Annotated in this window: 24 protein-coding genes; 14 read left to right on the top strand and 10 right to left on the bottom strand. The window is 68.5% G+C overall.

Features of this window, described 5'->3' with window-relative positions; translation table 11 throughout:
* Nucleotides 1-403 precede the first annotated feature (403 nt).
* The 3 genes from IEY88_RS35255 to ilvN are packed head-to-tail and all read left to right on the top strand — an operon-like array spanning nucleotide 404 to nucleotide 3,212.
* Complete coding sequence (locus tag IEY88_RS35255) at nucleotides 404-1,219, top strand: AfsR/SARP family transcriptional regulator (protein ID WP_189159246.1); 816 nt, start codon at nucleotides 404-406, stop codon at nucleotides 1,217-1,219.
* Nucleotides 1,220-1,239: 20 nt separating this feature from the next.
* Complete coding sequence (locus IEY88_RS35250) at nucleotides 1,240-2,946, top strand: acetolactate synthase large subunit (protein ID WP_189159245.1); 1,707 nt, start codon at nucleotides 1,240-1,242, stop codon at nucleotides 2,944-2,946.
* Complete coding sequence (gene ilvN, locus IEY88_RS35245) at nucleotides 2,946-3,212, top strand: acetolactate synthase small subunit (RefSeq protein WP_189159244.1); 267 nt, start codon at nucleotides 2,946-2,948, stop codon at nucleotides 3,210-3,212. The genes IEY88_RS35250 and ilvN overlap by 1 nt, the downstream gene beginning before the upstream one ends.
* 72 nt (nucleotides 3,213-3,284) lie before the next feature.
* Here ilvN and IEY88_RS35240 read toward each other — a convergent pair whose 3' ends face one another.
* Entirely contained in the window at nucleotides 3,285-3,767 is a 483-nt protein-coding gene (locus IEY88_RS35240) for an SRPBCC domain-containing protein (RefSeq protein ID WP_189159243.1), read from the bottom strand.
* A gap of 162 nt (nucleotides 3,768-3,929) precedes the next feature.
* Here IEY88_RS35240 and IEY88_RS35235 point away from each other — a divergent pair, with 162 nt between their 5' ends.
* The 3 genes from IEY88_RS35235 (at nucleotide 3,930) to IEY88_RS35225 (ending at nucleotide 7,458) form a co-directional block, all read left to right on the top strand.
* Nucleotides 3,930-4,355 carry a nuclear transport factor 2 family protein gene (locus IEY88_RS35235; protein ID WP_036013177.1) on the top strand — a complete coding sequence of 142 codons (426 nt, stop codon included), beginning with the start codon at nucleotides 3,930-3,932 and terminating at the stop codon, nucleotides 4,353-4,355.
* Nucleotides 4,356-4,380: 25 nt separating this feature from the next.
* Nucleotides 4,381-5,460 carry an acyl-CoA dehydrogenase family protein gene (locus IEY88_RS35230; protein ID WP_189159241.1) on the top strand — a complete coding sequence of 360 codons (1,080 nt, stop codon included), beginning with the start codon at nucleotides 4,381-4,383 and terminating at the stop codon, nucleotides 5,458-5,460.
* 246 nt (nucleotides 5,461-5,706) lie between these two features.
* On the top strand, nucleotides 5,707-7,458 hold the full coding sequence (locus tag IEY88_RS35225; RefSeq protein ID WP_189159240.1) for an MFS transporter: 1,752 nt from the start codon (nucleotides 5,707-5,709) through the stop codon (nucleotides 7,456-7,458).
* Nucleotides 7,459-8,248: 790 nt separating this feature from the next.
* Here the strand turns inward: IEY88_RS35225 and IEY88_RS35220 are convergent.
* Entirely contained in the window at nucleotides 8,249-8,722 is a 474-nt protein-coding gene (locus tag IEY88_RS35220; protein WP_189159239.1) for a hypothetical protein, read from the bottom strand.
* A 144-nt stretch (nucleotides 8,723-8,866) separates the two neighbouring features.
* On the opposite strand from IEY88_RS35220, the gene IEY88_RS35215 reads away from it, so the two are divergent.
* The gene (locus IEY88_RS35215; protein WP_189159238.1) at nucleotides 8,867-10,342 is read left to right on the top strand and encodes an amino acid adenylation domain-containing protein; all 1,476 of its coding nucleotides are present in this window, start codon (nucleotides 8,867-8,869) and stop codon (nucleotides 10,340-10,342) included.
* A 51-nt stretch (nucleotides 10,343-10,393) separates the two neighbouring features.
* Here the strand turns inward: IEY88_RS35215 and IEY88_RS35210 are convergent, their stop codons facing one another.
* Together IEY88_RS35210 and IEY88_RS35205 are read right to left on the bottom strand one after the other, a co-directional pair.
* The gene (locus IEY88_RS35210; protein WP_189159237.1) at nucleotides 10,394-11,434 is read right to left on the bottom strand and encodes a ketoacyl-ACP synthase III family protein; all 1,041 of its coding nucleotides are present in this window, start codon (nucleotides 11,432-11,434) and stop codon (nucleotides 10,394-10,396) included.
* 9 nt (nucleotides 11,435-11,443) lie between these two features.
* Nucleotides 11,444-11,668 (bottom strand): acyl carrier protein, encoded by a 225-nt coding sequence (locus IEY88_RS35205; protein ID WP_189159236.1) that lies wholly within the window; start codon nucleotides 11,666-11,668, stop codon nucleotides 11,444-11,446.
* Between the two features lie 173 nt (nucleotides 11,669-11,841).
* Here IEY88_RS35205 and IEY88_RS35200 point away from each other — a divergent pair, with 173 nt between their 5' ends.
* Nucleotides 11,842-12,294, top strand: a complete 453-nt coding sequence (locus IEY88_RS35200; RefSeq protein WP_189159235.1) for a hypothetical protein — start codon at nucleotides 11,842-11,844, stop codon at nucleotides 12,292-12,294.
* Nucleotides 12,295-12,364: 70 nt separating this feature from the next.
* Here the strand turns inward: IEY88_RS35200 and IEY88_RS35195 are convergent, their stop codons facing one another.
* Complete coding sequence (locus tag IEY88_RS35195) at nucleotides 12,365-13,201, bottom strand: NAD(P)H-binding protein (protein WP_189159234.1); 837 nt, start codon at nucleotides 13,199-13,201, stop codon at nucleotides 12,365-12,367.
* 142 nt (nucleotides 13,202-13,343) lie between these two features.
* Here IEY88_RS35195 and IEY88_RS35190 point away from each other — a divergent pair, with 142 nt between their 5' ends.
* The gene (locus IEY88_RS35190; protein WP_189159233.1) at nucleotides 13,344-14,552 is read left to right on the top strand and encodes a cytochrome P450; all 1,209 of its coding nucleotides are present in this window, start codon (nucleotides 13,344-13,346) and stop codon (nucleotides 14,550-14,552) included.
* 51 nt (nucleotides 14,553-14,603) lie between these two features.
* Here the strand turns inward: IEY88_RS35190 and IEY88_RS35185 are convergent, their stop codons facing one another.
* Both IEY88_RS35185 and IEY88_RS35180 read right to left on the bottom strand, forming a co-directional pair.
* On the bottom strand, nucleotides 14,604-16,010 hold the full coding sequence (locus tag IEY88_RS35185; protein WP_189159232.1) for an MFS transporter: 1,407 nt from the start codon (nucleotides 16,008-16,010) through the stop codon (nucleotides 14,604-14,606).
* Nucleotides 16,007-17,131 (bottom strand): epoxide hydrolase family protein, encoded by a 1,125-nt coding sequence (locus IEY88_RS35180; RefSeq protein ID WP_189159231.1) that lies wholly within the window; start codon nucleotides 17,129-17,131, stop codon nucleotides 16,007-16,009. Before IEY88_RS35180 ends, IEY88_RS35185 begins: the two co-directional genes overlap by 4 nt.
* Nucleotides 17,132-17,250: 119 nt before the next feature.
* Here IEY88_RS35180 and IEY88_RS35175 point away from each other — a divergent pair, with 119 nt between their 5' ends.
* On the top strand, nucleotides 17,251-18,465 hold the full coding sequence (locus IEY88_RS35175) for a cytochrome P450 (protein ID WP_189159230.1): 1,215 nt from the start codon (nucleotides 17,251-17,253) through the stop codon (nucleotides 18,463-18,465).
* A 13-nt stretch (nucleotides 18,466-18,478) separates the two neighbouring features.
* Nucleotides 18,479-19,489, top strand: coding sequence for an MDR family NADP-dependent oxidoreductase (locus IEY88_RS45185; protein ID WP_189159229.1), 1,011 nt, complete (start codon nucleotides 18,479-18,481; stop codon nucleotides 19,487-19,489).
* A gap of 48 nt (nucleotides 19,490-19,537) precedes the next feature.
* Here IEY88_RS45185 and IEY88_RS35165 read toward each other — a convergent pair whose 3' ends face one another.
* Nucleotides 19,538-19,867 carry a hypothetical protein gene (locus IEY88_RS35165; protein WP_189159228.1) on the bottom strand — a complete coding sequence of 110 codons (330 nt, stop codon included), beginning with the start codon at nucleotides 19,865-19,867 and terminating at the stop codon, nucleotides 19,538-19,540.
* A 99-nt stretch (nucleotides 19,868-19,966) separates the two neighbouring features.
* On the opposite strand from IEY88_RS35165, the gene IEY88_RS35160 reads away from it, so the two are divergent.
* Both IEY88_RS35160 and IEY88_RS35155 read left to right on the top strand, forming a co-directional pair.
* Nucleotides 19,967-20,725: an SDR family NAD(P)-dependent oxidoreductase gene (locus tag IEY88_RS35160; RefSeq protein ID WP_093600074.1), complete on the top strand. Its 759-nt coding sequence runs from the start codon at nucleotides 19,967-19,969 to the stop codon at nucleotides 20,723-20,725.
* A gap of 30 nt (nucleotides 20,726-20,755) precedes the next feature.
* Nucleotides 20,756-21,985 carry a cytochrome P450 gene (locus tag IEY88_RS35155; protein ID WP_189159227.1) on the top strand — a complete coding sequence of 410 codons (1,230 nt, stop codon included), beginning with the start codon at nucleotides 20,756-20,758 and terminating at the stop codon, nucleotides 21,983-21,985.
* Between the two features lie 48 nt (nucleotides 21,986-22,033).
* Here IEY88_RS35155 and IEY88_RS35150 read toward each other — a convergent pair whose 3' ends face one another.
* Both IEY88_RS35150 and IEY88_RS35145 read right to left on the bottom strand, forming a co-directional pair.
* Nucleotides 22,034-23,452, bottom strand: a complete 1,419-nt coding sequence (locus tag IEY88_RS35150) for an alpha/beta fold hydrolase (protein ID WP_189159226.1) — start codon at nucleotides 23,450-23,452, stop codon at nucleotides 22,034-22,036.
* 115 nt (nucleotides 23,453-23,567) lie between these two features.
* Nucleotides 23,568-24,008, bottom strand: a complete 441-nt coding sequence (locus IEY88_RS35145) for a DinB family protein (protein ID WP_189159225.1) — start codon at nucleotides 24,006-24,008, stop codon at nucleotides 23,568-23,570.
* Nucleotides 24,009-24,160: 152 nt separating this feature from the next.
* On the opposite strand from IEY88_RS35145, the gene IEY88_RS35140 reads away from it, so the two are divergent.
* Complete coding sequence (locus IEY88_RS35140; RefSeq protein ID WP_189159224.1) at nucleotides 24,161-24,484, top strand: 2Fe-2S iron-sulfur cluster-binding protein; 324 nt, start codon at nucleotides 24,161-24,163, stop codon at nucleotides 24,482-24,484.

The raw sequence follows: 24,484 nt of genomic DNA, 5'->3' as shown, positions 1-24,484 counted from the left end.
CTGGTGTTGCATTCACGTGCCCCCCAAGAGCTGACAGCTCCAGAGCAAAGTCTCCGAGTCAACGCCGGTCAAAGACCGCAGCACGGCGCTCGCCCAGGCCGAATACTAGACAAGGGAAGGCAGTTCAGGACGGCAACTGAATCGGTTCAGAATGCGAAGTCGCATTGACTCGCGACTCAATGTCATGCCAATGGACGAGTATTTCTGAGTAACCGTCACGGCATGTGGTCGGACGATTACCGGCCGGGACGGTTTGGGTTCGTCCGAGTATATGAATTTCTCACGCCGGGCGCAGTAGTTCGCCATCCGAGAGTCATGGCGGCATACGTGGCGTCCGATAGCCCCGCTCAGGTGAACTTGATGGCACGACCAAGTCGTCCGCCGCAGAGCAGGGGAGGCTCCAATGGAGATCAAGGTTCTGGGACCGCTGGAGGCACGGGAGAACGGCGTCTCGATCGCACCGAGCGCGGTGAAGCCCAGGCAGGTGCTCTCGCTGCTCGGCCTTCAGGCGGGGCACGTGGTGACGGTTCCGACGTTGATCGAAGAGCTCTGGGGAATGACACCCCCACGCAGCGCACTCACGACTTTGCAGACCTACGTGCTGCAGGTCCGCCGGCGCATCGAGGCGGCCATGCCGGGAGAGGGTCCCGGTGTCGCGAAGAACGTTCTGGTGACCCGCTACGGCGGCTACATGCTGGACGTTCCGCCGGAGAGCGTCGACGTCCGCAGCTACGAGCGGCTCGCGAGTGCGGGTCAGCGCGCGTTCGAGGTCGGTGACCTGGAGTCCGCGAGCCGTTTGCTGCGCAGCGCCGCCGAGGTGTGGCGCGGACCGGTGCTGGTGGACGTGCAGATCGGCGTCCGGCTCGGCATGGAGGTCACCCGTTTGCAGGAGAGCCGCCTCGGCGTGCTGGAGACCCGCATCGAGGCCGACCTGCAGCTGGGCAAGCACCAGTCGCTGCTGTCCGAGCTGTCGGTGCTCACCGCGCAGCACCCGATGCACGAGAACCTCTGTGCGCAGTACATGCTCGCGCTCTACCGGGCGGGACGGCAGTGGAAGTCGCTGGAGGCCTACCAGTCCCTGCGCGACACGTTGATCGAGGAGCTGGGGCTTGAGCCGTCCGAAAGGCTGCGTCAGTTGCAGCGGGCGATCCTGAGCTCCGAGCCGTCGCTCGACAAGCCGTTGTCGCCTCGCCAGCTGGAGCGCCAGCTCGCGGGCTGAGATCAGTTCGGGGAGCAACCGTGGACACCACCGGTGCAGGTGCGTTGATCAAGGCGCTCGAGGACGTCGGCTGCGAGGTGATCTTCGGAATGCCGGGCGGTGCGATCCTTCCCGCCTACGACCCGTTGTACGACTCGAAGATCCGGCACGTCCTGGTGCGGCACGAGCAAGGCGCCGGGCACGCCGCCCAGGGGTACGCGCAGGCGACCGGACGAGTGGGCGTCTGCATGGCGACTTCGGGACCCGGTGCGACGAACCTGGTGACACCACTGGCGGACGCGTACATGGACTCGGTGCCGATCGTGGCGATCACCGGCCAGGTCAACAGGTCGGTGATCGGGACGGACGCCTTCCAGGAGGCGGACATCCGCAGCATCACGCTCCCGATCACGAAACACAGCTACCAGGTGCACGACCCGGCTGACATCCCCCGCGTGATCGCCGAGGCGTTCCAGCTCGCGGCGAGCGGGCGGCCGGGCCCGGTGCTGGTGGACCTGCCCAAGGACGTGCTGGCCACCGCCACCACCTACACACCCGTGAAGCCGGCCGCCCAGCCGCGCCCGGTGCTCTCGCCGGTGCAGATCCGCAACGCCGCCCAGCTCATCGGCAGCTCGAAACGGCCGGTGTTCTACGTCGGCGGCGGTGTGATCCGCAGCGGTGCGGCGCCCGAGCTCCGGAAACTCGCGGAGAAGACCGGGATCCCGGTCGTCACCACGCTCATGGCCCGCGGCGCGTTCCCCGACTCGCACCCGCTGCACCTGGGGATGCCCGGCATGCACGGCACGGTGCCCGCCGTCGCCGCGCTGCAACGGGCCGACCTGCTGATCGCGCTGGGGACCCGGTTCGACGACCGCGTCACGGGGTTGCTGCCGGAGTTCGCCCCGCACGCCGCGGTGATCCACGCCGACATCGACCCCGCCGAGATCTCCAAGAACCGCAAGGCGGACGTCGGCATCGTCGGCGACTGCCGCGACGTCATGGCAGCGCTCTCAGCGGTCATCACGCGGAAAACCGACCTCGCCGGCTGGTGGAACTACCTCGGCGGCCTGCTCGCCACCTACCCGCTCGGCTACGACTGGCCCACGGACGGCGCGCTCGCCCCGCAGTACGTGATCGAACGGATCAGCAAGCTCACCGGCCCGGAGGCCATCTACACCGCGGGCGTCGGCCAGCACCAGATGTGGGCCGCGCAGTTCGTGAAGTACGAACGCCCCGGCTCGTTCATCAACTCCGGCGGCGCGGGCACGATGGGCTTCGCCGTGCCGGCGGCGATGGGCGCGCAGGCGGGAGCGCCGGACCGCACGGTGTGGGCCATCGACGGCGACGGCTGCTTCCAGATGACCAACCAGGAGCTCGCGACGTGTGCCGCCGAAGGCATCCCGATCAAGGTCGCGATCATCAACAACGGCAACCTCGGCATGGTCCGCCAGTGGCAGACCCTGTTCTACGAGGGCCGGTACTCCAACACCCGGCTCGGCACGCACCAGCGCCACCCCGACTTCGTGAAGCTGGCCGACGCGCTCGGCTGCGTCGGGCTGCGGTGCGAGAGCCAGTCCGAAGTGGACGGGACCATCCTCGAGGCGATGGCGGTCCGCGACCGGCCCGTCGTCGTCGACTTCGTGGTGGGACAGGACGCCCAGGTCTGGCCGATGGTCGCCGCGGGCACGGGCAACGACGAGATCATGGCCGCGCGGGGCATCCGGCCCCTGTTCGACGAGGAAGAGTGATGACCAGACATTCGCTTTCCCTGTTGCTGCGCAACGAACCGGGAGCGCTGGCACGGATCGTGGTGCTGTTCTCCAGCCGGGGCGTCGACGTCGAGTCGCTGAGCCTCGCGCCGGCCGAGCGGGGTGACCTGTCCCGTCTCGACGTCGTCGTGGACCTGCAACCCGGCCGCACGGTCGTCCAGCTGATCAAGCAGCTCGGCCGGATCGTCGACGTCAAGAGCGTCGTCGACCGCACGCACGACGAGGCGCTCGAGCTCGGAGCCTAGACAGCGCGAAGAAACGGCCGCCCCGGAGGCTTGGGGCGGCCGTTTCGTTTGCCTGAGAGGGTTCCGGGCCTCTCAGGCAGCCTTCGGGACGTGCTTCTCGATGACGCGGGCGTACGTCTCCAGCGTCTCGCCGGGCGACGGGCCGTCGAGCGCCTTGTGGATGCCCTCGGCGATGTCACCGTGGCGGTGCAGGTCGGCGTGCGTCAGCGTGACCTTCGTCGTCGTCGGCCCGACGACCTCGAAGTCCACCTTGATGAACGAGGCCTTCTCGTCGTCGAAGATCGGCTGCCAGTACGGGCCGACCCGCCACGTCATCACGAGGCGCTTGGGCGGATCCCACTCGGTGATGGTGCCCCAGGCGATCTCCTCGCCGTCCGCGCCGCGCTCGAAGTAGCGCCCGCCGACGAACGGTTCGATCGTGATCGCCTGGCGGTCCTTCACGAACACGTGCGACTCCGGCCACCACTCGATCGGCTTCGACGCGAAGATCGCGAACGCCTGCTCGATCGTCGCCTCGACCGTCACCAACTTGGCGACATCGGGAGTTGAGGCCATGTGGCCCTCCTCGCGCAATAGATAGGGGAGATGTCACCGACGACCGTGCCCGGTTCGTCTCGACCCCACCTGGAACCGGGGTCGAACCAGGACGGCTCGACCGGATGTCCAGCGCCCGCACCCATATTCGCGGTAGCCAAACCGGCAGACCGAGGAGTTGTCGTGTCCCCTGTCAATGTTGCGGTCCACATCGAGGTCCAGACGTTCTACGCCCAGCAGATGCGGCTGCTCGACGCGTTGGACGTGGAGGGCTACGCCCAGACGTTCACCGAGGACGGGGTCACCGACCACGCCCACCGGAGCGAGAAGGTCGAGGGCCGGGCGGCCCTGATCGCCGGCGCAAGCGCCGCGCTGCCCCGTTACAAGGGCGTCGCCGTGCGGCACTGGAACGACCACTACCTGATCGAAGAGGTCGACGAGAACACGCTGAACGTCAGCTACGCGTCGCTCGTCACCCGCACGACCGCCGAGGGCGTCGTCAGCTTCGAGCCGACGTTCTCCATCGAGGACGTGCTCGTGCGCATCGACGGAAAGCTCTACACCAAGTCCCGCACGATCCACCGCGACCTGCCCGTCCAGGCCGCGTAGAACCGCTTCTCCAGGAGGTGACGAGGTGACTGCTCAGAACACCGGACTGGCCGCAGCCGCGGAGAAGGTGAAGCTGATCGCCGCGGAACACGCGGCGCAGGCCGACGCCACCCGCAAGCTCGCTCCCGAGGTCGTGGAGGCACTGCGCGACGCCGGGTTCGCGCGGCACTTCGTCGCAGCCGAACGGGGTGGCGCGGAAGGTTCGTTCGCCGAGCTGACCGAGGCCGTCTTCACCGTCGGGCAGGGGTGCGCGTCAACGGCGTGGTGCGCCTCGCTGTCCGCGCTCTCGTCGCGGTTCGCGGGGCTGTTGTCGCGGGAGGGCCAGGACGAGATCTGGGCGTCCGGCCCGGACACGTTCGTCGTGACCGGCCAGCCGCCCATGGGCAAGGGCACGGTCGTCGACGGCGGCCACCGCCTGAGCGGCCGCTGGCTCTACGTCAGCGGCGTGGACTTCGCCGACTGGGCGCTGCTGTGCGGCATGGTCGGCGAGGAAGGCCGCTTCTTCGCGGTGCCGCGCAAGGACTTCACCGTCCTCGAGACGTGGGACAGCGTCGGCATGAAGGCGACCAGCAGCCACTCCGTCGTGGTGGACGACGTCCTCGTGCCGTCGCACCTCTCGTTCGACCGGGTGGATCTGCTCAAGGGCACCAGCTGGTCGCCGGTGCCGAGCCACAACGTCCCGTTCCAGGCGGTCGGCGGCCTCACGTTCGTCGCTCCGGCCGTCGGTGCGGCGATGGGGGCACTGGACGCGTGCATCGCGGTGCTGTCGGGGAAGAAGCAGTCCGTGATGAACGCGGTCGACCTGGTCCGCGCGTCGGGTCAGGTGGAATCGGCGAGGCTGCTCGTGGAGCAGAACGCCGCGGTGCTCGACGACCGCGAGTTCACCCCGGCGGCGATGGCGCGCAACGAGCGCAACGTCGCCTACGTCGCCGAGGTGCTGGTCGACGCGGTGGGCGGCCTGGTGCGGGCCGCCGGCACCAGCGGGCTCGCGGAAGGCGGTGCGCTGCAACGGTTCTGGCGTGACGTGGTGAGCTGCTCCAGCCACGTGGCGCTGCGGTACGAGACCGCGTCCGTGCGCACCTATCCGGCGTCGGTCCTCGGCTGACCCGGAAGTCGTAAGGCCCTGGTGCCCATCTCCCCGGCACCAGGGCCTTCGGCATGCGCGCCAAACGCTCCGCCGCGACCTGACCGGGACTCAAGCGGAGGGGATCACCCTGAAGGTCATCGACCGGCAGTCGTTTTCAGGCAGGAGGTGGGACCTCGTTCAACTCGACCGGCTTTCCGCCACAACGAGTAGTCCTGAGCCATCGCCTGTCGTGCGCAGCGAAATCAAGTCCTCTGAGGAGAAATCGTGACCTCCACCAACACCAACCACGACCTGGAGTCGCCGTCGGCGACTGCCGGCGCGCAGGCGGCTCCGGTCGTTGACGCGCCGGCAGCGGCCGACCCGCGGCGCTGGATCGCGTTCATCATCATGACCGTCGCGACGTTCATGGACATGCTGGACGGCAGCATCGTCAACGTCGCACTTCCCGCGATCCAGCACGGCATGGGCGCGAGCTTCGTGCAGCTGCAGTGGATCACCGCCGGATACGTGTTCGCGTTCGCGCTCACACTGATCACCGGTGGCCGACTCGGCGACATCTACGGCCGTCGCCGCATGTTCCAGCTCGGCGTGCTCGCCTTCGTCGTCACGTCGTTCCTGTGCGGTATCGCGACCAACCCCGAGATGCTCGTGGCCTCCCGCCTCGCGCAGGGTCTCGCGGCCGGCCTGATGGTCCCGCAGGTCATGTCGATCATCCACGTCACCTTCCCCGACAAGGAGAAGGGCGCGGTCTTCGCCATCCAGGGCACCATCGGTGGTCTCGCGGCCACCATCGCGCCGCTCGTCGGTGGCCTCCTGGTCGCCTGGAACGTCTTCGACTGGAGCTGGCGGACGATCTTCCTGGTCAACGTGCCGATCGGCATCCTCGGCTACGTCCTCGGCTGGAAGTACATCAACGAGTCGAAGGCCCCGAGCCGCATCCGCCTCGACCTGATCGGTGTCGTCATCGCGACGGTCAGCCTCACCGCTCTGCTGTTCCCGCTCACCTTCGGCCGTGAGCTGCACTGGCCGGCGTGGGGCTTCGTGCTGATGGCCGCCTCCGTCATCGGCTTCATCGGCTTCGTCGCCTACGAGAAGGCCAAGGACCGCAAGGACGGCATGCCCCTCGTGCCGCTGAACCTGTTCAAGTCCCGCAGCTTCTCCGCGGCCCTCGCGCTGATGCTGGGCATGTTCAGCTTCACCGGCATGTTCATGCTGGCCCTCTACCTGTACCTGCAGGAGGGCCTGGGCTTCTCGCCGCTGCGGACCGGTGTCACGCTGCTGGCGTTCTGCATCGGCGCCTTCATCACCGCGTCGGCCTCGGTCATCGCGCTGGTGCCGAAGTTCGGTCGCGCCGTCCTGCAGGCCGGCGCCGTCGTGATCGCCATCGGTGTCGCGGTGCTGCTGTTCTCGATCAGCCCCGACATCACCAGCTGGGGTCTCGTGCCCGGGCTGCTCCTGATCGGTCTCGGTTTCGGCATGACCGCGACCCCGATCGCGCTGTTCGCCCTGCAGGAGGTGCCGCACGAGGACGCGGGTGCGGCATCCGGCCTGATCAACACCAAGCAGCAGCTCGGCTTCGCGGTCGGCATCTCGGTCGTGACGCTGGCGTTCTTCGCGCCGCTGGCCTCCAACGGCGCGACCAACGCGGAGTCGCTGGCCCCGCAGTTCCGCCAGGAGATCGTGGCGGCCGGTGTCGCCGACGCCAGGGCCACCGAACTGGCGGGCGCCTTCCAGACCTGTGCCGCCAGCACGTTCTCCGGCACGCCGGACGCTGCGGCGTGTGGTGCGGTCCAGGCCGACCCGCAGGCCAAGGCGATCGCCGACAAGTACACGCACCAGGCCGCGGGCCAGTCCTTCACGGACGCGTTCCGCACCACGCTGTACGTCGGCTTCGGCTTCGCCGCCCTGGCGTTGCTGCTCGCCTCCTTCCTGCCTCGCTGGCTGAAGCAGGAGGAGTGGGGCGCGCCGGCCGAGGAAGGCGCCGAAGAGGGCGCTGAGGACACCGCCAAGGCGTAGTTCTCCCGCTGGAATCCTGAGGCCCCAGGCGATGCGCCTGGGGCCTCAGGGCGTTTCAGGGGCTGCGTGCGGTGCCTGTGGAAGTCGCTGATGAGGTTTGAGTACGACGCGGGGCGGGCGCGTGGTGCCAGCCGGAAGTCGTCGACGCAGGCCGACCTCGACGCGGGCCTGGCGCGTGGTGCCAACCGCACTCGCCAACGTAGGCCGACCTCGACGCAAGCCCGGCGCGCGGTGCCAACCGGAAGCCGTCAACGCAGGCCGACTCGACGCAAGCCCGGCGCGCGGTGCCAGCCGGAAGTCGTCGATGCAGGCCGACCTCGACGCAAATCTGGCGCGCGCTACCACCCGCACTCGCCAGCGCAGGCCGACCTCGACGCAAGCCCGGCGCGCGGTGCCAACCGGTCAGCCAGCAACGCAGGCCAGCCATCTACGAGTCCTGGCGTGGCGATGCGTAGCGAGCCGTGTGAACCTCGTGCACCTTGGTTCCGGTGGGCCCAGTGAATGGCGATTGGGGCTTTACCTTGAGGGGGCGGGATGCCACCCTCACGGGCACGGCCGGGCGCTTTTCAGCCCGGCCTTTTTCCGGCCGTCTACGCATCCCGCCAGAGGCTCAAGGTCAAGCCCCAATCGCTAGCCCTTGATCCGTCATGACCCGCGCGAGCACCCTCGCAAGGCGACCGTGCCCCAGGGACGCGACCAACCCCGCTGGAACCGGCACCAACAAACGCAACCCAGCAAATCGAAAAGGCCCCCTCCCCGCAGGGAAAGGGGCCTCTCGCGTTGCGGGACTTCAGATGCGCTTCGCGTCACCATCGACGTCGACGGGCCCCTGCCACGGGGTGCCGTCGTTCATGTTGATGTACGTGTGCGCCTTGGTCGTGAACTTCTTCTTGTTGGCGCTGATCTTGCCCAGGTGGCTCGCGTTGATCGACCCGACCGGGTTGCCGTTGGCGTCCCGGTGCGCGTGGTGGGTGATCCAGAAGCTGAACTGCCCGTCCTTCTGGGCCGTCCAGACGCCACGGCCCTCGAGCTCGTCGGGGTAGCCCGGCTTGGTGACGCAGTGCAGCTGGTAGTCGGCGGTGAAGTCGCAGAACAGCGGTGTGAGCAGCGGCGGTTCCTCGATGTGGATGGTGACCGTGAGGTCCCAGCGGCCGACGAGGGCGTTCTCGAAGTTCGGCTTCGCGGTGGCACCAGCGGCGGCGACGACGGGGACTGCCAGTGCGACGGCGGCTACGGCGGCCAGTGCCTTCTTGCGGACGTTCATGGGGGATTTCGCCTCCGATTGATGCGGCAGCGGACGCGCTGAGTGTTGTTCGGGCAGCTCAAACACCCCTGTAGCGCCAGTTGTGACCCGAGGGGGAGTCGAGGCGGCTTGCGCAGGATGGGGGAAAGCGAGAGGAGCTGGGGCATGTCTGCATCGGTGACCGACGCGTTCCGCTGCCGGGCGGCGAGGACGCCAGGCGCGGTCGCGCTGTCCGCGGAACGGGGTTCCCTGAGCTATGCCGAGCTGGACAGGTGGTCGGACGCCCTGGCCGGTGAGCTCGTCGAGTCCGGGGTGCGGCCCGGCGACAGGGTCGCGGTGTGCCTGGAACGGTCGCCGCAGCTCGTCGTGGCACTGCTGGGGGTGCTCAAGGCGGGTGCCGCCTACGTGCCGATCGACCAGGAGGACCCGGAGTCGCGGGTCTCCATGATGCTCGCGGACGCCGACGTGTCCCTGGTCATCGGCCGGTTCTTCGCCGGCTACACGACCCTGAAGGTCCCGCCGCCCACTCTGAAGTCCACTGTGGAGCTTCCGGTCGTGGCGCCGGAGGACCTGGCCTACCTGATGTACACGTCGGGGTCGACGGGCCGGCCCAAGTCGGTGATGGTCGAGCACCGCAACATCACGAACCTCGTCACCGCGCCCAACTACGCCGACATCACCCCGGACGACCGGGTGCTGCAGCTCGCGCCGGTCGCGTTCGACGCGGCCACGTTCGAGATCTGGGGCGCGCTGCTCAACGGCGCGCGGGTCGTGCTCGCCCCGCCCGGCGTGGTGCAGGCGGAGGAGCTGGGGGACCTGTTGCGGTCCAACGAGATCAGCGTCCTGTGGTTGACGGCGGCGCTGTTCCACCGGCAGATCGACGTCGACGCCGACGCGTTCAAGGGCCTGCACACCGTGCTGACCGGCGGGGACGTCGTGTCCGTGCCGCACGTGCGCAAGCTGCGCGAATCGGTGCCGGAGCTGCAGATCGTCAACGGCTACGGGCCCACCGAGACCACGACGTTCGCCACCTGCCACCGCATCGGCGCGGACGAGGACCTCGGCGGCGCGGTGCCGATCGGCACGCAGCTGCAGAACGTCGAAGTTGTCGTCGTCGCGGACGGAAAGCCGGTCCCCGAAGGCGCCGACGGTGAGCTGTGGATCGGCGGCGCACAGGTCGCGCGCGGTTACTGGAAGCGCCAGGACCTCACGGACGAGAAGTTCGTGCGCGGCAGCTGGAACGGCGAGCGCTACTACCGCACGGGCGACCAGGGCCGGAAGCGCGCGGACGGCGTGGTCGAGTTCCTCGGCCGCATCGACGACCAGTTCAAGCTGCGCGGGTTCCGGATCGAACCGGGCGAGGTCGAGAACGCGCTGACCGAGCACCCGCAGGTGCGCACCGCCGCCGTCAGCCTCCGCGTGCACCCCAGCGGTGACCGCAGGCTGATCGCGTGGGTCGTGAAGTCCGGCGAGGAGCTGGACAAGCGGGCGCTGAAAGCCCACATGCGCGCGAGCATGCCCGAGCACATGGTGCCGGCCGGGTTCGTCGTGCTCGACGAACTGCCGATCACCACCAACGGCAAGACCGACCGCAAGGCGTTGCCGGAGCCGGACTGGACCTCGAAGTCGCTCTACGTCTGAACGCGAGAAGGGCCGGGCTCGCAAGGTGAGCCCGGCCCTTTCACGAGTTCGTCAGACCCAGGAAGGCACTTCGAGGATCTCGATCACGGCCGCGGTCCAGACGTAGCCCGCGCCGGAGGACTGCAGGACGATCAGGTCGCCGGGCTTCGGGTCGCGCTCGGCCAGCACGTGGTCGAGTCCCAGGGCGACGTCCGCGGTGCCGACCATGCTGTACTGCTTGGCCCAGTCGTACGTGGTGGAGGCGCGGTCGACGCCCAGCAGGCCGCAGATGCCGTGCGTGACGATGGTCTCCGCGAGCTGCTGGTGCAGGAAGAAGCGGGCGTCCGCGAGCTCGATCTCCGCCTCGTACAGCGCCATCTTGAGCGAGTGCCGCACGCCACCGCCGATGCGCGCGATCATGTCGTCGAGGTCGACGTCGGCGTTCTGCAGGAAGTCCTCGACACCGCTGCTGAGCTGCAGGGTCTGGCCGTCCGCGAACGGCCCCGTGGTCCACGGCTGGAAGCCGCGCGACATCTGCTCGAGCGTCGAGTCGGAGTGCGAGTGGATCGAGCGGATCCGGGCGAAGCCGGAACGGTTCGACAGGACGAGCGCCCCCGCGCCGTCCCCGTTCACGTTCTGCTCCTCCGAGGCCCACCGGTCGAAGTACGGGAGGTGGAACGCGTCGCCCGCGGTCACCAGCGCCGCCGGCAGGTCCCGGTGCGAGGAGAGGTACGAGGCAGCCAGGTCCACCGCGGCCATCAGGCCGTTGCAGCCCTGCTTGACCTCGAACGCGGGCCCGGTGCCGCCGACGGTGTTGGCCTGCACGTAACTCGCCGGCGTCCACAGGTCGAGCCCTTGGTGCGACAGGGAGGCATGCACGGTCAGGCCGAAGTCGAGCGGGCTCAGCCCGGAGCGCTCCACCGCTTCCAGGCCGGCCTTCGCGGCCATGACGGGTCCGGTCTCACCGGGAGCGGCGACCCGCAGCTCCCGATAGCCGTTCATGGCCTTCTTCTCTTCTGTGTACCGGCCGGCCGCGATGGCGTCGTCCACCGTCTCGACCTGCTCGGGCAGGTATGTGCCCACACCGGCGATGTACAGGTCATTCCATCGCATCTCGAACTCCTAGGCTGCCTGGTCCAGCTGCTTGGCGACGGCACGTGCCGTCGGGTCCTCGTAGAAGCTGCGCAACGGGACGCGGACGCCGTACCGCTCGTGGACCTGCTTGACGAGCTTCGACGCCAGCAGCGAATGACCCCCCAGATCGAAGAAGTGGTCGTCCGGCTCGATCCCCGGTACCCCGAGCACCTCCCCGAACAGCTCGCAGAGCTCTGTCTCGCGTTCGGCCACGGCGTCCTCCCTGTCAGCTCATGAGTAACGAAAACTTTGCGTTACCCGGGTCGAGATGAGCTTGGGCCGCAGCGGAAAACGACGTGTTCGAGTCGTTCTGAAGTTTGCGTCGAGAGGAGTCGTCCACGGTTGCGCGCGTCCGTCGCACGCCACCTGGATCAGGAGCCACACAGATGCAGACGTTCACTCCGAAACGTTCGGCCTTCTTCGCGCGCATAGGAGCGATCACGGCCGTGGTCCTGCTTGCCTTGTCCGGCATGGCGACCGCGGCGAACGCGACATGCACACCGGTCGGCAGCTGGACCGGCTACGTGACCCGCACGGACGGCGACCACCCGACGCAGCTGCAGTTCAAGGCCAACGGCAAGGTGTTCGTCACCAACGAGCAGAACACCACCACGCAGGGCACCTGGTGGGTCACCGGTCTGAACAAGTTCCACTTCAAGTTCCGCGGCGAGAAGGTCTACGACGAGAACGGCGCCTACTTCGCGTACGTCGACTTCGACCAGGACGCCGTCCAAAGTGGACCGAACAGCTTCACCAGCGCCGGCCCGTCCACGTTCTTCCTCGCGGACGGCACCAACCTGGGCACCTCGAACATCACGTTCACGATGTCCCGCGTGTGACGCGCGACCGGAGCCGGGGTGGGTCCGCCGCCCTCATCCCGGCTCCAGAGGCACGAGTCACGCCCAAGGATCAAACGAGGAAAGCAGCGTGCTCTTCCACCCACTGGCGGAAGGTGCGGGCCGGCTTGCCGGTGATCCGCTCGGCCGTGGCGCTGGTGTCCGCGACGACACCGACGGCGGCCTCCCACTGGTTGAGCAGTGAGGTGAGCACGGGCGGGGGCACGAAGTTGCTCATCTGCGCCTCACCCTCCTCCCGCGTCAGCCCGTTGATCACGAGCTTGCGGCCGAGCACGTCACCGACGATCTCCAGCTCCTGGCGGAACGTCAGCGACTCGGGCCCGGTGAGGTCGACGATCTCGTCCCGCAGCTTCTTCTCCGTCAACGCGACCACGGCCACGTCGGCGATGTCGTCCTCGTGCACCGGGGCCACCTGCGCCTCGGGGAAGACCTGGTCGATCGTGTCGCCCTGCTGCAGCGAGTAGCTCCAGCCGAACGCGTTGCTCATGAAAGCGCCGGGCCGCAGGATGGTGTAGTTCAGGCCCGAGGCGACCACGGCCTCTTCGACGAGCACGTGGTGGTGTGCCAGCGGGTCCTTCTCGGCGCCCGGCAGGCCGACGGTGTTCGACGACAGCAGCACGACCTGCTCGACGCCGGCCTTCTCGGCCTCGTCGAGGAACTTCACGATGCCGTCCGGCTCCGCGTAGAGCAGGACCTTGGAGACACCGGCGAGGGCCGCGACGAACGTCTCCGGGTCGTTGAGGTCGAGAGCGACGGTCTCCACACCTTCTGGGACTTCGAGCTCGGCGGGATTGCGGCCGGAGGCGCGGAGGCTGTGACCGGCCGCGTAGAGCCGCTGAAGCACGCGACGGCCGACGTTGCCGCGCGCCCCCGTGACGAGGATGGTCATGTGGATCTCCCGGAGTGGGTGGTTCGCCTGAATGGCTGATCACGCTCAGCGTTCACCCGGTCACTCGAACGGCACTAGATCGTGCTTCAGGTCAGGGCTCCTAACCTGCGGAAACACCAACCGACATGACGAGGAGCGCACGGTGGTTTCCTTTCCCGTCCCCGGATCCAGCTACCGCGGTCCGGCGCCGGAGTTCGCCGGTTTCCGCGCGTCGAGTCCTGTCGTGCGCCTGCCCGCGAACGGCGGTGGTCACTGCTGGATCGCCACCACCCAGGACTCGGTCCGCGTGGTGCTCGACGACGTGCGGTTCTCCCGCGCGGCGTCCTACGAACCGGCCGCGCCGACCTTCCCCGGACTGTTCCAGGCGCCGCCCGGAATGATCATCTCGCTGGACCCGCCCGCGCACACCCGGTTGCGGGACCTGGTGTCGCAGGCGTTCTCGGTCGACCGGATCGAGTCCATGCGACCGAGAATCCAGCAGCTCGTGACAGAGTTGCTGGACCGGGCGGACGAAGAGGCGCTGGAAGGTCCCGTCGACCTGCTCGGCAAGTTCACGTTCCCCCTGGCCATCATCGCGATCAGCGACCTGTTGGGTGTGCCCGCCGGCGACCGCGACACGTTCGCACGGCTGATCCGCGAGTTCGCCGCCGTCGACGCGCCGGAGCTGGCCGCCGCGGCGGGGGAGCAGCTCGGCGAGTTCATGGCCGGGCTCGTGTTCGGCAAGATGGCCGCGCCCGGTGACGACGTGCTGTCGGCCCTGACCGAGGCGCGGATCGGCGACGACAAGCTCGAGGTCGGTGAGCTCATCGGCCTCGGATACACGTTGCTGGGCGCGGGTGGCGACTCCACGGCCTGTCACCTGGCCAGCTCGGTCCTGACGCTGCTGGGGCACCACCGCGACGAGTGGGTGCGGCTCGGCGAACGGCCGGACGAGGTGCCGGCGGCGGTCGAGGAGCTGCTGCGCTGGATCACGTTGTCCACCAACGACACCACCGGTCTGCCGCGGATCGCGACGGAGGACGTGACGCTGTTCGGCGTCACGATCCCCCAGGGTGACGCGGTGTTCGTGTCGACGAACTCGGCGAACCGCGACGAGACGTTGTTCACCGATCCCGACGCGCTCGACTTCACGCGGACCGACAACGCGCACCTCGCGTTCGGGTACGGGATCCACCGCTGCCTAGGCGCCCCGCTCGCGCGCATCGAGCTGACCACGGCGTTCGAGGAACTGACCCGGCGCTTCCCGGCCGCGCGGCTCGCCGTCGCGGAGGAGGACCTGGAGTGGCAGAAGGCCGACATGAACCACCGGCTCGTCGCACTGCCGGTGGACCTGCACGGCAAGGGTTTCTGAGAACGCGGAAAGGCCCCCGGCGGCGAACCGGGGGCCTTTTGCTGTACGGGGCTACTTCTTGCGAGGAACGGCGAGGGCCGCCAGCGCGCCGCAGAAGGTGAAGGCGGCCGCGCCGAGCAACGCGAGCCCGTACCCGGACCCGAGCGAGTGCCGCAGCGGTTCGCCCTGAGCCAGCAACGAGTCCGCGCGGGCCGACGACATCGTCGCGAGGACGACCAGTCCGATCGCGCTGCCCATCTGCCGGATCGTGTTGAGCAGCCCGGACGCGAGGCCCGCCTGCTCGCGCGGCACACCGGACGTCGCGGCGTTCGTGGTCGCGTTGAGCACCGCGCCCATTCCCAGTCCCAGCAACGTGGTCGGCACCAGGATCGAGCCGAGGAACGTCGACGTCTCGTCCGCTGTGGACACCCACAGCAGCCCGGCGGTCGCGGTGAGCAGGCCGGCGATCAGCACCGGCCGCGGCCCGATCCTCGGCACGATCCGCGCCACGCCGAACCCGCCGAGCGCGATGCCGATCGACAACGGCAGGTAGCCGATGCCGGTGGCGAGCGCGCTGAAGCCCATCACCTGCTGCAGCACCAGGGTGAGGAAGTAGAAGGTGCTGAACAGGGCGGCGATCGCGAAGAACGCCACGATGTTCGTCGCCGTCACCGCGCGGTTGCGGAAGATGCCGAGGGGCATCAGCGGGTGGGCGGAGACCATCTGCTGGCGCAGGAAGAACGCGAACAGGACCACGGCCAGCGCGAGCGAACCGGCGACCTGCCAGGAACCCCAGCCCAGCTCGTGCGACTGCGCGATGCCGTAGACCAGCGCCATCAGGCCGATCGTCACGGTGATCGCGCCCGGCACGTCGAGGCTCTTGCGGCCGCCGCCACTCGGCGTCTCCGGCACGGCCCTGCGGATCATGGTCACCAGCGCGATGCCCAGCGGGACGTTGATCAGCAGCACCCAGCGCCAGCCGAGCGACTCGGTGACGATGCCGCCGAGCAGCACGCCGACCGCTCCACCCGTGCCGGACACGGCGCTCCACCAGCCGAAGGCCTTGGCACGGGCGTTCGGATCGGTGAACGTGGTGCCGAGGACCGTGAGCGACGCCGGTGCCATCACGGCCGCGCCCAGGCCCTGGAACCCGCGGGCCGCGATCAGGGTGCCGGGTGAGGTCGCCATGCCGCCGACGGCGCTCGCGACGGTGAACAGGGTGGCACCGAAGAGAAACACCCGGCGCTGCCCGAAGAGGTCGGCGAGCCGGCCGCCCAGCAGCAGGAAGCCGCACACCGCGATCGTGTACGCGCTGTTGACCCACTGCAGGTCGTGCCGTTCGAACCTCAGCTCCTCGAAGATCGAGGGCAGGGCGACGTTCATGACCGACGCGTCCAGCACGTTCATGAACTGCGCCAGGCAGCACACGGCCAGAACAAGCCCGAGCTTGGTGCCGGGCCTGTTCAGCGTCGCCGTCATGAGCGCACCAGGCGGAAGAACGTCCGCAGCTCCTCGACGAGCACGACCGGGTTCTCCAGCGCCGGGAAGTGGCCGCCGGACGGCATCTCCCGCCAGTAGCGCAGATCGGTGAACCGGTGCTCGGCCCACGCCTTGGGCATCCGGGCGTCGGCGGGGAACACCGAGAAGCCCGTCGGCACGCCGACCTGCGTCAGCGGCGACTTGTTGTAGCTCTCCCAGTACAACCGGCCCGACGACGCGGCGGTGGCGGTGAACCAGCACACCGAGACCATGTCGAGGATCCGGTCGCGGGAGATGATCTTCTCCGCGTCGCCGTCGTGGTCGCTCCACGACCAGTACTTCTCGCCGGCCCAGCCGAGCTGTCCGATGGGGGAGTCCGTCAGCCCGTAGGCCAGCGACTGCGGCTTGGTGTTCATCACCGCCGCGTACGCGGACTCCTTGGCGGCGAACTCCTTCAGCGCACCGAGTCCCTTGTAGTCCTCCTGTGTCAGCTGGACTTCGGCCTCGGGAGCGGGGGCGAACGGCATGACGAGGTGGATCGCCTCGACGTTGTCCGGCGCGATGTGTCCGAGGATGCCCGTGATGAACGAGCCCCAGTCGTTGCCGTGCGCGTAGAACTTGTCGTAGCCCACGCGGCCCATCAACGTGACGAGCGAAGCCGCGATCTTCTCCAGCGTCCAGCCGGTTCCGGTCGGCTTGTCGCTGAAACCGTAGCCCGGCAACGAGGGCGCGACGACGTGGAACGCGTCGGCCGGGTCCGGCGGGTTGGTCAGCGGCTCGATGACGTCGAGGAACTCGGCGACCGAACCGGGCCAGCCGTGCGTGAGCAGCAACGGCTTCGCGTTCGCGTGCGGGGAGCGCGCGTGCAGGAAGTGGATGCCGACACCGTCGATCTCGGTCTTGAACTGGGGGATGGCGTTCAGGCGGGCTTCGGTGGCGCGCCAGTCGTAGACGCTTCCCCAGTACTCGGCCAGCTCCTTGGCGTAGGCCAGCGGCATGCCCTGCGACCAGTCGTCCACGGTCTCCGCGTCCGGCCACCTGGTCGCTGCCAGCCGCCGGGTGAGGTCCGCCAGTTCGGAGTCGGGAACCTCGACCCGGAACGGCACGAGTGCAGTGTCCATAGGCGCGAAGGTAGGGACCGGACCTCGACTCCCGGTCGACATCCAGGTTTCGAGCCACCTTCGAGGTGCGGGTAGCAAGGTTCGGCGCGAGGCCAGGCCGAATACTCCGGAGGTGTCCCGTGCTGCCCCTTGAACTGGACGAGGTGTTCCCGTTCAGCGGTTCCTCCTACCGCGGCCCGGACCCCAAGTACGACGAGCTGCGCGCGCAGTGCCCCGTCGCGAAGGTGCAGACGAACTCCGGCACGCCGACCTGGGTGATCACCAAGTACGAGGACGTCCGCGCCGGGCTCGCCGACTCCAGGCTGAGCCGCGCGTTGACGTGTGCTGAAGGTGCTCCCCAGGTCGGCGGCGCCATGACCACCACACCCGAGATGATCATCTCGCTGGACGGTTCCGAGCACTCCCGGCTGCGCAAGCTGGTGATGGGCGCGTTCACCGTCCGCAAGGTCGAGGCCATGCGCGCCGGCGTGCAGAAGGTGGCCGACGAGCTGCTGGACGCCGTCGAGCTCGAGGGCGGCCCGGTCGACCTGGTCGAGAAGCTCTGCGTTCCGTTGCCGCTCACCATCATCGGCGACCTGCTCGGCGTGCCGACCGAGGACCTCAAGATCTTCGAGACGGACGCGCGTGCGTTCGCGACGTTCGACGAGAACGACCCCGAGGCGCCGATGCGGGCGTTCGGCCGGCTCGCCGGGTACGTGATGGGCCTGATCGCGCAGAAGCGCGAGAACCCCGGCCAGGACATGCTGTCCGACCTGATCTCCGCGCGGGACAACGACGACAAGCTGAGCGAGCAGGAGCTGGTGACGTTCGCGTTCACCCTCATCGGCGCCGGCTTCGACACCGCCGCGAACCAGATCTCCAACTCCGTGCTGGCGTTGCTGCACGACCACCCCGACACGTGGAAGCGGCTGGTCGCCGACCCGTCACTGATCCCCGCCGCGGTCGAGGAGTTGTTGCGGCACGTCAACCTCTTCGCCACCGACACCACGGGTTTCCACCGCATCGCGGCGGAGGACCTGGAGCTCGGCGGGCAGCAGATCGCCAAGGGCGACGCGGTGTTCTTCGTGCTGTCGTCGGCCAACCGCGACGAGGACGTGTTCGAGAACCCGCGGCAGCTCGACATCGACCGCGCCTCGAACCCGCACATCGCGTTCGGGCACGGCGTGCACTACTGCCTCGGCAAGCAGCTGGGGCGCATGGAGATGGCGATCGCCATCGAAGGCCTGACCCGCCGCTTCCCGGACCTCCGGCTGGCCGTGCCGTACGAGGACCTGAAGTGGCACCAGGGCGAAATCAACCACTCACTCGTCACCTTCCCCGTCACCTGGGGATAGAAGAAGGAGAGCCATGAGCATCCCCGAGAAGCAGTGGGAGGTCAGGCTCGCCCAGCACGTCGAGGACGACCTGACCCTCGAGCACTTCGACGTCGTCGAGGTGGCCGTCCCCGAGATCGGTGACGGAGAGGTGTTGGTGCGCGTCGACTACGTGTCGGTGGCCGCCGCCTTCAAGGAGTTCATGAGGTCCGACTGCCAGATCCCCGGCGTGCCGCCGTGGAAGGTCGGCGAGCCGGCCGGTGCCGGTGGTGTGGGCACCGTGGTCAAGTCCAACAGCCCGGACCTCGCGGTCGGGGACCTGGTGCAGTCGTTCGGGCCGTGGCAGGAGTACTGGTCCGGGCCGGCGCAGCAGTTCATCAAGCAGAACGGGCAGTACGTGCCGTCGCCGGTCTACTTCCTGTCGCAGGGACCGACGGCGTACTACGGCATGGCGACCATCGCGCAGGCCGGTGAGGGTGACGTCGTGTTCGTCACCGGTGCCGCCGGCGGTGTCGGGTCGCTGGCCGGGCAGATCGCCAAGGCCCGCGGTGCCAGGGTGATCGGCTCGGCCGGCAGCCAGGAGAAGGTCGACTGGCTGGTGAACGAGCTCGGCTTCGACGCCGCGTTCAACTACAAGGACGGCCCGGTGGCCGACCGGCTGCGCGAGCTCGCTCCGGACGGCATCAGCGTGTTCTTCGACAACGTCGGTGGCGAGCAGTTCGAGGCGGCGATCCAGGCGGCCCGTCCGCACGCGCGCTTCGCGTTGTGCGGTGCGCTGTCGAACCAGAACGACAGCGGGGCCGAGCACCCGCGGATCGACCTGATGACGGCGATCACCAAGCACCTGGAGATCCGCCCGTTCGCGTGCTACCACCTGCCGGAGCAGATCCAGGACTGGGTCGTCCACTTCGGACAGTGGTTGCAGGAGGGCAAGTTCGTCTTCCCGCACACCATCGTCGAGGGTGGGGTCAAGGCCGCGCCGCAGGCGTTGCTGTCGCTGTTGGCGGGCAAGTACACCGGCAACGTGACGGTCAAGTTCTCCTGACGCGCGCTTTGTAGAAGGGGGCGCCTCGTGTTGGCGCCCCCTTCGAGGTCATCCGAGCCTTTGTGCCGTGATCCGGATCGCCGCCTCACGTGCTGTCGTGCCGTTCGCGAGGCGCACCACCGCGTTGCCGTTGCTGACGAACTCGTCGCCGCGCAGCACGGCGTCCTGGGCGATCTCGATCGTGCCCGGTGCCTCGGCCAACTCCTCGTTGATCCGGTAGCTGAACGTGTCGGGCCCCGTCTGGGTCCACGTCCCGGATCCCGTGCCGCCCACGACCAGCATCGCTGTGCCGTCGCGCGCGAACTCGAACTCGCTCTCCGTGTGCCCGCCGGGTCTGCCGACCCGTGCGCGCCACCTGCCCACCGCAAGGATTCCCATGCTCTCCAGGGTTTCCGCCCCAGCTAGACCTGGACTCAAGGGTCAACCAGCAGGGTTGACGGTGACTGCACTGCCGAGTGGAAAGAAGCTGGAGGCGTCATGTCGGACGCACCATTTGCCGGACAGCAGGTCGTCGTGACGGGTGGGGGAACCGGCATCGGCCGCGCGGCGGCGCTGGCGTTCGCCGACCTCGGCGCCGCGAACGTGATCATCACCGGCCGCCGGGAGAACCGGCTCACCGAGGTCGTCGCACTGCACCCCGCGATCACCGCCGTCGTCGCCGACGTGACGACCGACGAGGGCGCGCAGAAGGTCGCCGACGCCGTGAAGCTGGGCGGCGGCAAGGTGGACGTGCTCGTGCACAACGCCGGCATCTTCCGGTTCACGCCGGTCGCCGGGTTCGACCTCGCCACCGCGCGCGACGTCCTGGAGACCAACCTGGTCGGCCCGCTGGTGCTGACCGCCAAGCTGTTGCCGCAGCTGACTTCGCCGGGCGGCAGCATCGTGTTCGTCTCCAGCAACGCCGGGCACATCGCGGTGCCGGGTGGTGGCGTGTACGGCGCCAGCAAGGCCGCCGTGGACAGCCTGGTGCGCAGCTGGGCGCTCGAACTGGCCCCGCAGGGCATCCGCGTCAACGCGGTCGCGCCCGCCGCGGTGCGCACGGAGGTGTACTCGGCCAACGGGTTGAGCCCCGAGGAGGTCGAGGGCTACTTCGGTTTCCAGGCCTCGCAGACACCGCTGGGGCGCACCGGCGAGGTCGACGACGTCGTTCCGTGGATCACCCGGTTCGCCGAGCCCGCGAGCTCGTGGGTCACCGGTCAAGTCATCACGCTCGATGGCGGCGCTGATCTGGCGTGAGCCACCCTTTCGACTAGGAGGAAGACCCAGATGACCAGCACCGCCGAGCCGGGTGTGGACACGTTCCCGTACAAGCGCACGTGCCCGTTCACACCACCCGCGCAGTACACGCAGATGGCCGAGGAGGACGTCGTCGAGGTGACGCTGACCGGCTCCGGTCTGCGGATCTGGACGATCAGCGGCTACCACACGATCAAGCAGCTCCTCACGGACCCGCGGATCAGCGCGTCGCGCAAGCACGACAACTTCCCGTTCTACTTCATCGCGCCGCCGGAGTTCCGCACCGAGACGTCGTTCATCGGCTACGACAACCCGGAGCACACCAAGACCCGGCGCAAGGCGGCCGTGACGTTCACCAACCGCCAGGTGAAGCGCCTTCGCCCGCGCATCCAGGAGATCGTCGACGAGTACATCGACAAGATCCTGACCATGACGCCGCCGATCGACTTCCACCGCGAGTTCTCGCTCGCCGTGCCGATGACGGTCATCTGCGAGCTGCTCGGCATCCCGCAGGACGAGCACGACTTCTTCATCGAGCACGGCACGTGTCTGCTCGGCGGCCACTCGACGCCCGAGCAGCGCCAGGCCGCGATCGTCGAGGTGAACGCGTACGTCGACAAGCTGATCACGCAGAAGGAGCAGGAGCCCGGCGAGGACCTGCTGTCGCGGGCGATGGCCGAGTACGCGGCCTCCGGCGAGGAGTACACGCGCCGCGACCTGTTCAACATGATCCGCCTGCTGATGAACGGTGGCCACGAGACCACGGCGTCGATGCTGTCGCTGGGCACCGCGGCCCTGCTGGAGCACCCGGACCAGCTCAAGCTGCTGCTGGACGACCCCGAGGGCATGATCGAGCCGGCCGTCGAGGAGCTCGTGCGCCTCGCGACCATCGGTGACACCGCCATCCCGCGCGTCGCGCTGGAGGACATCGAGATCGGCGGCAAGACCATCAAGGCCGGCGACGGCATCCTGTGCCTCGGCCTCAACGGCAACCGCGACCCGGAGATCTTCCCGGAGCCGGAGAAGCTGATCCTGGAGCGCGGCACCCGCAAGCACCTCGGGTTCGGCCACGGCCTGCACCACTGCATCGGTGCCGACCTGGCGCGCCTCGAGATGCAGCTCGTGTGGTCGACGCTGTTCCAGCGGATCCCGTCGCTGCGGCTCGCCAAGCCGTTCCTGGAGATCCCGCGCAAGGAAGGCGCCGTGATCTACGGCCTGTGGGAGCTCCCGGTCACCTGGGACCTCCCCGCGGAGGACTGAGGTACGAGAAAGGGCCCCGCACTTCGGTGCGGGGCCCTTTCGCTTTTCCTAGTCCTTCGGGATGTTCGGACGCCGCACGTGCCCGGGGATCCTGGTGTGCTTGGTCGCGGGCAGCACACCGTCGACGAGGTAGTCGTCGACCAGGGCGTCGAGAACCTCGTTGCCCGCCAACCCGTACACCTCGTGGTCACCGGAGTCCTCGATGACGACCAGCGGGTGGTCCAGCAGCGCGGCCAGCTCGACGCCGCCCTCGACCCGGTCCATCGGGTCTCCGTCCGCCTGCACGACGAGTCCCTTGGGGTAGCCGGGCTGCGCGAGCTTCGTCGGCGGCTCCAGGCTTTCGAACGTCCGGAACGCGCCGACCCACGGCTGGGCCCGCAGCACGCCGTACCCGTACGGGTGCTGGGCGCGGTGCTTGCGGACGTCGGCGTAGTAGACCTCGGGGTCCTGCGGCCAGTAGGTCTCGAGCGTGATGGCCTCCAGCACGCCGACCCGCAGGTCGCCCTCGGAGTCCTGCGGCCGCCACGTGGCCTGCCCGACGATCAGCGCCCGCGCCTTCTCGTAGTTGGCGTCCTGCAACGTGGTGCGCAGGTCACCGATGAGGTAGCCCAGCGAGTCCCACTGCGCCCGGTCCGTCGACCGCGTGCCGACCGCGCCGTCGAGCAACGTGCGGAGCTGGACCTGGTCGCCCTCCTCGAGCTTCTCGACGACGGCCTCGATCTCCGCGATCACCTGGTCCGACGTCTTGCCGAGGTGGAAGTGCCCGTCGCGCTCCGCCGTCCACTCCGCCCACAGCGCGACGTTGCGGTAGACCGCCTCCGCCTGCGTGACGAACTGCTCGCGCCACGTCCACTGTGGATTGATGCACGAGTCGAGCACCGTGCGGTCGAGGTTCTCCGGGAACATCGTGCCGTAGACCGCGCCGACGTACGTGCCGTACGCGTAACCGACGAACGAGATCTTCTCCTCGCCGAGCACGACCCGGATCAGGTCCATGTCCCGCGCGGTGTTGCGTGTCGTGATGTGCTTGCGCAGCTCGCCGCCGGCCTTCTCGCAGCCGAGTTCGCGCAGCCGCATGTCCTCGGCCAGCTGGGGGAAGAGCGAGTCCGGCGGCCGGGAGTCGAAGGGCGCCTTGGGAATCGTCACCTCGCTGTAGAGCTTGGTGGACTCGCCGTACCCGCGCGGGTCGAACCCGATGAGGTCGTAGGCGGTCCGGACCCGCTTGCCGAGCAGCTTGATCAGCCCGAGGCCGTCACCGCCGTCGCCGCCGGGCCCGCCGTTGACGGCCAGCAGGACGCCACGCCGCTTGGACTTGTCCGTCGCTTTGAGGCGGGCGATCGCGATGGTGAGCTTGGGACCGTCCGGGTCGGAATAGTCGCGTGGCACGACGACCGTCGCGCGTTCAAGGCCGTCCTCGAACGGCGGTGACCAGTTCACCTGCTGGTCGTAGAACTCCTTGAGGGGCACGGTGGAACCTCCGCGGGTGGGTGTACGCCGACACCGCAGAGTCGCAACAGCTGCTCGAATGCCAGCGGAGCAACGGGCCAGGTGCCGGGTTCGTGCGGATACGGGGTGTTCGAGGTCAGCGTCCGGTAGCGCCGTCGATCAGCTCGCGGAGGATGTCCTCGTGCCCGGCGTGCCGGCCCGTCTCCTCGATCATGTGCGCGAGCCGCCACCGGACGTCCTCGGCAGCACTGGCGTCGAGCACCTCGTTCGAACGCTCGACCGCCTCCCGATAGCCCGCCACGACATCCGCGATGCTGTCCGTGGAGGGCACGTGGAAGGTCGCCTGCCAGCTCCGCGGCTTCTTGCCGAGGAACGTCGCCCGCTCCACGAACGTGAGGTGGCGCAACAAGCCCAGCAGGTTCGTCCCGGACGGCACCATCGCCGCCCGCACCCGGGGTTCGGGCGCACCCTCCACCTTCGCGATCACGGCCGCGCGCAGGTAGTCGAGGAACCCGCGCAGCACCTCGGTTTCACCACCGCCGGTCCTGGGCGGCGGCTGGTCGCGTTTCCTGGCCATGGCTCGATCCTCGGTCGACCCGGAGTCGAACGCACGAGAACTTGCCGTTCCAGCAAGGTCGTGAACGCTCAAGGTGGTCTCCACCACGTGCAAAGCGCCGCCCCCCAAGGTGAACCACGTCCGGCGAGCCGCAGATCCGTGGGAGAACTGCCATGCCAAAGATCACTTACGTAGCGCACGACGGGGTTGAGACCGTTGTCGACGTTGCCCAGGACGACACCGTGATGCGCGGCGCGGTTCTCAACGGCATCAAGGGAATCGTCGCCCAGTGCGGCGGTGGCGCCTCGTGCGGTACGTGCCACGTGTACATCGATCCCGAGAACACCAAGCCGCTGTCGCAGATGCACCAGGTCGAGGACGAGCTCCTCTACTTCACGGCCTGTGAGCGCAAGGACAACAGCCGGCTGAGCTGCCAGATCCCCGTGACCGAGGAGCAGGACGGGCTCGTCGTGCACATGCCTGAGAAGCAACTCTGA

Source organism: Lentzea pudingi (assembly GCF_014646255.1).
GTDB lineage: Bacteria > Actinomycetota > Actinomycetes > Mycobacteriales > Pseudonocardiaceae > Lentzea > Lentzea pudingi.
The sequence above is the reverse complement of the archived record's forward strand: the minus strand, read 5'-3'. Positions and strand labels throughout refer to the sequence as shown.

Excerpts from the sequence above, each read along its gene's own strand:
- IEY88_RS35255 (WP_189159246.1), top strand. The coding sequence starts at position 404 with ATGGAGATCAAGGTTCTGGGACCGCTGGAGGCACGGGAGAACGGCGTC.
- ilvN (WP_189159244.1), top strand. The coding sequence starts at position 2,946 with ATGACCAGACATTCGCTTTCCCTGTTGCTGCGCAACGAACCGGGAGCG.
- IEY88_RS35240 (WP_189159243.1), bottom strand. The coding sequence starts at position 3,767 with ATGGCCTCAACTCCCGATGTCGCCAAGTTGGTGACGGTCGAGGCGACG.
- IEY88_RS35220 (WP_189159239.1), bottom strand. The coding sequence starts at position 8,722 with ATGAACGTCCGCAAGAAGGCACTGGCCGCCGTAGCCGCCGTCGCACTG.
- IEY88_RS35215 (WP_189159238.1), top strand. The coding sequence starts at position 8,867 with ATGTCTGCATCGGTGACCGACGCGTTCCGCTGCCGGGCGGCGAGGACG.
- IEY88_RS35210 (WP_189159237.1), bottom strand. The coding sequence starts at position 11,434 with ATGCGATGGAATGACCTGTACATCGCCGGTGTGGGCACATACCTGCCC.
- IEY88_RS35200 (WP_189159235.1), top strand. The coding sequence starts at position 11,842 with ATGCAGACGTTCACTCCGAAACGTTCGGCCTTCTTCGCGCGCATAGGA.
- IEY88_RS35195 (WP_189159234.1), bottom strand. The coding sequence starts at position 13,201 with ATGACCATCCTCGTCACGGGGGCGCGCGGCAACGTCGGCCGTCGCGTG.
- IEY88_RS35185 (WP_189159232.1), bottom strand. The coding sequence starts at position 16,010 with ATGACGGCGACGCTGAACAGGCCCGGCACCAAGCTCGGGCTTGTTCTG.
- IEY88_RS35180 (WP_189159231.1), bottom strand. The coding sequence starts at position 17,131 with ATGGACACTGCACTCGTGCCGTTCCGGGTCGAGGTTCCCGACTCCGAA.
- IEY88_RS45185 (WP_189159229.1), top strand. The coding sequence starts at position 18,479 with ATGAGCATCCCCGAGAAGCAGTGGGAGGTCAGGCTCGCCCAGCACGTC.
- IEY88_RS35165 (WP_189159228.1), bottom strand. The coding sequence starts at position 19,867 with ATGGGAATCCTTGCGGTGGGCAGGTGGCGCGCACGGGTCGGCAGACCC.
- IEY88_RS35160 (WP_093600074.1), top strand. The coding sequence starts at position 19,967 with ATGTCGGACGCACCATTTGCCGGACAGCAGGTCGTCGTGACGGGTGGG.
- IEY88_RS35155 (WP_189159227.1), top strand. The coding sequence starts at position 20,756 with ATGACCAGCACCGCCGAGCCGGGTGTGGACACGTTCCCGTACAAGCGC.
- IEY88_RS35145 (WP_189159225.1), bottom strand. The coding sequence starts at position 24,008 with ATGGCCAGGAAACGCGACCAGCCGCCGCCCAGGACCGGCGGTGGTGAA.
- IEY88_RS35140 (WP_189159224.1), top strand. The coding sequence starts at position 24,161 with ATGCCAAAGATCACTTACGTAGCGCACGACGGGGTTGAGACCGTTGTC.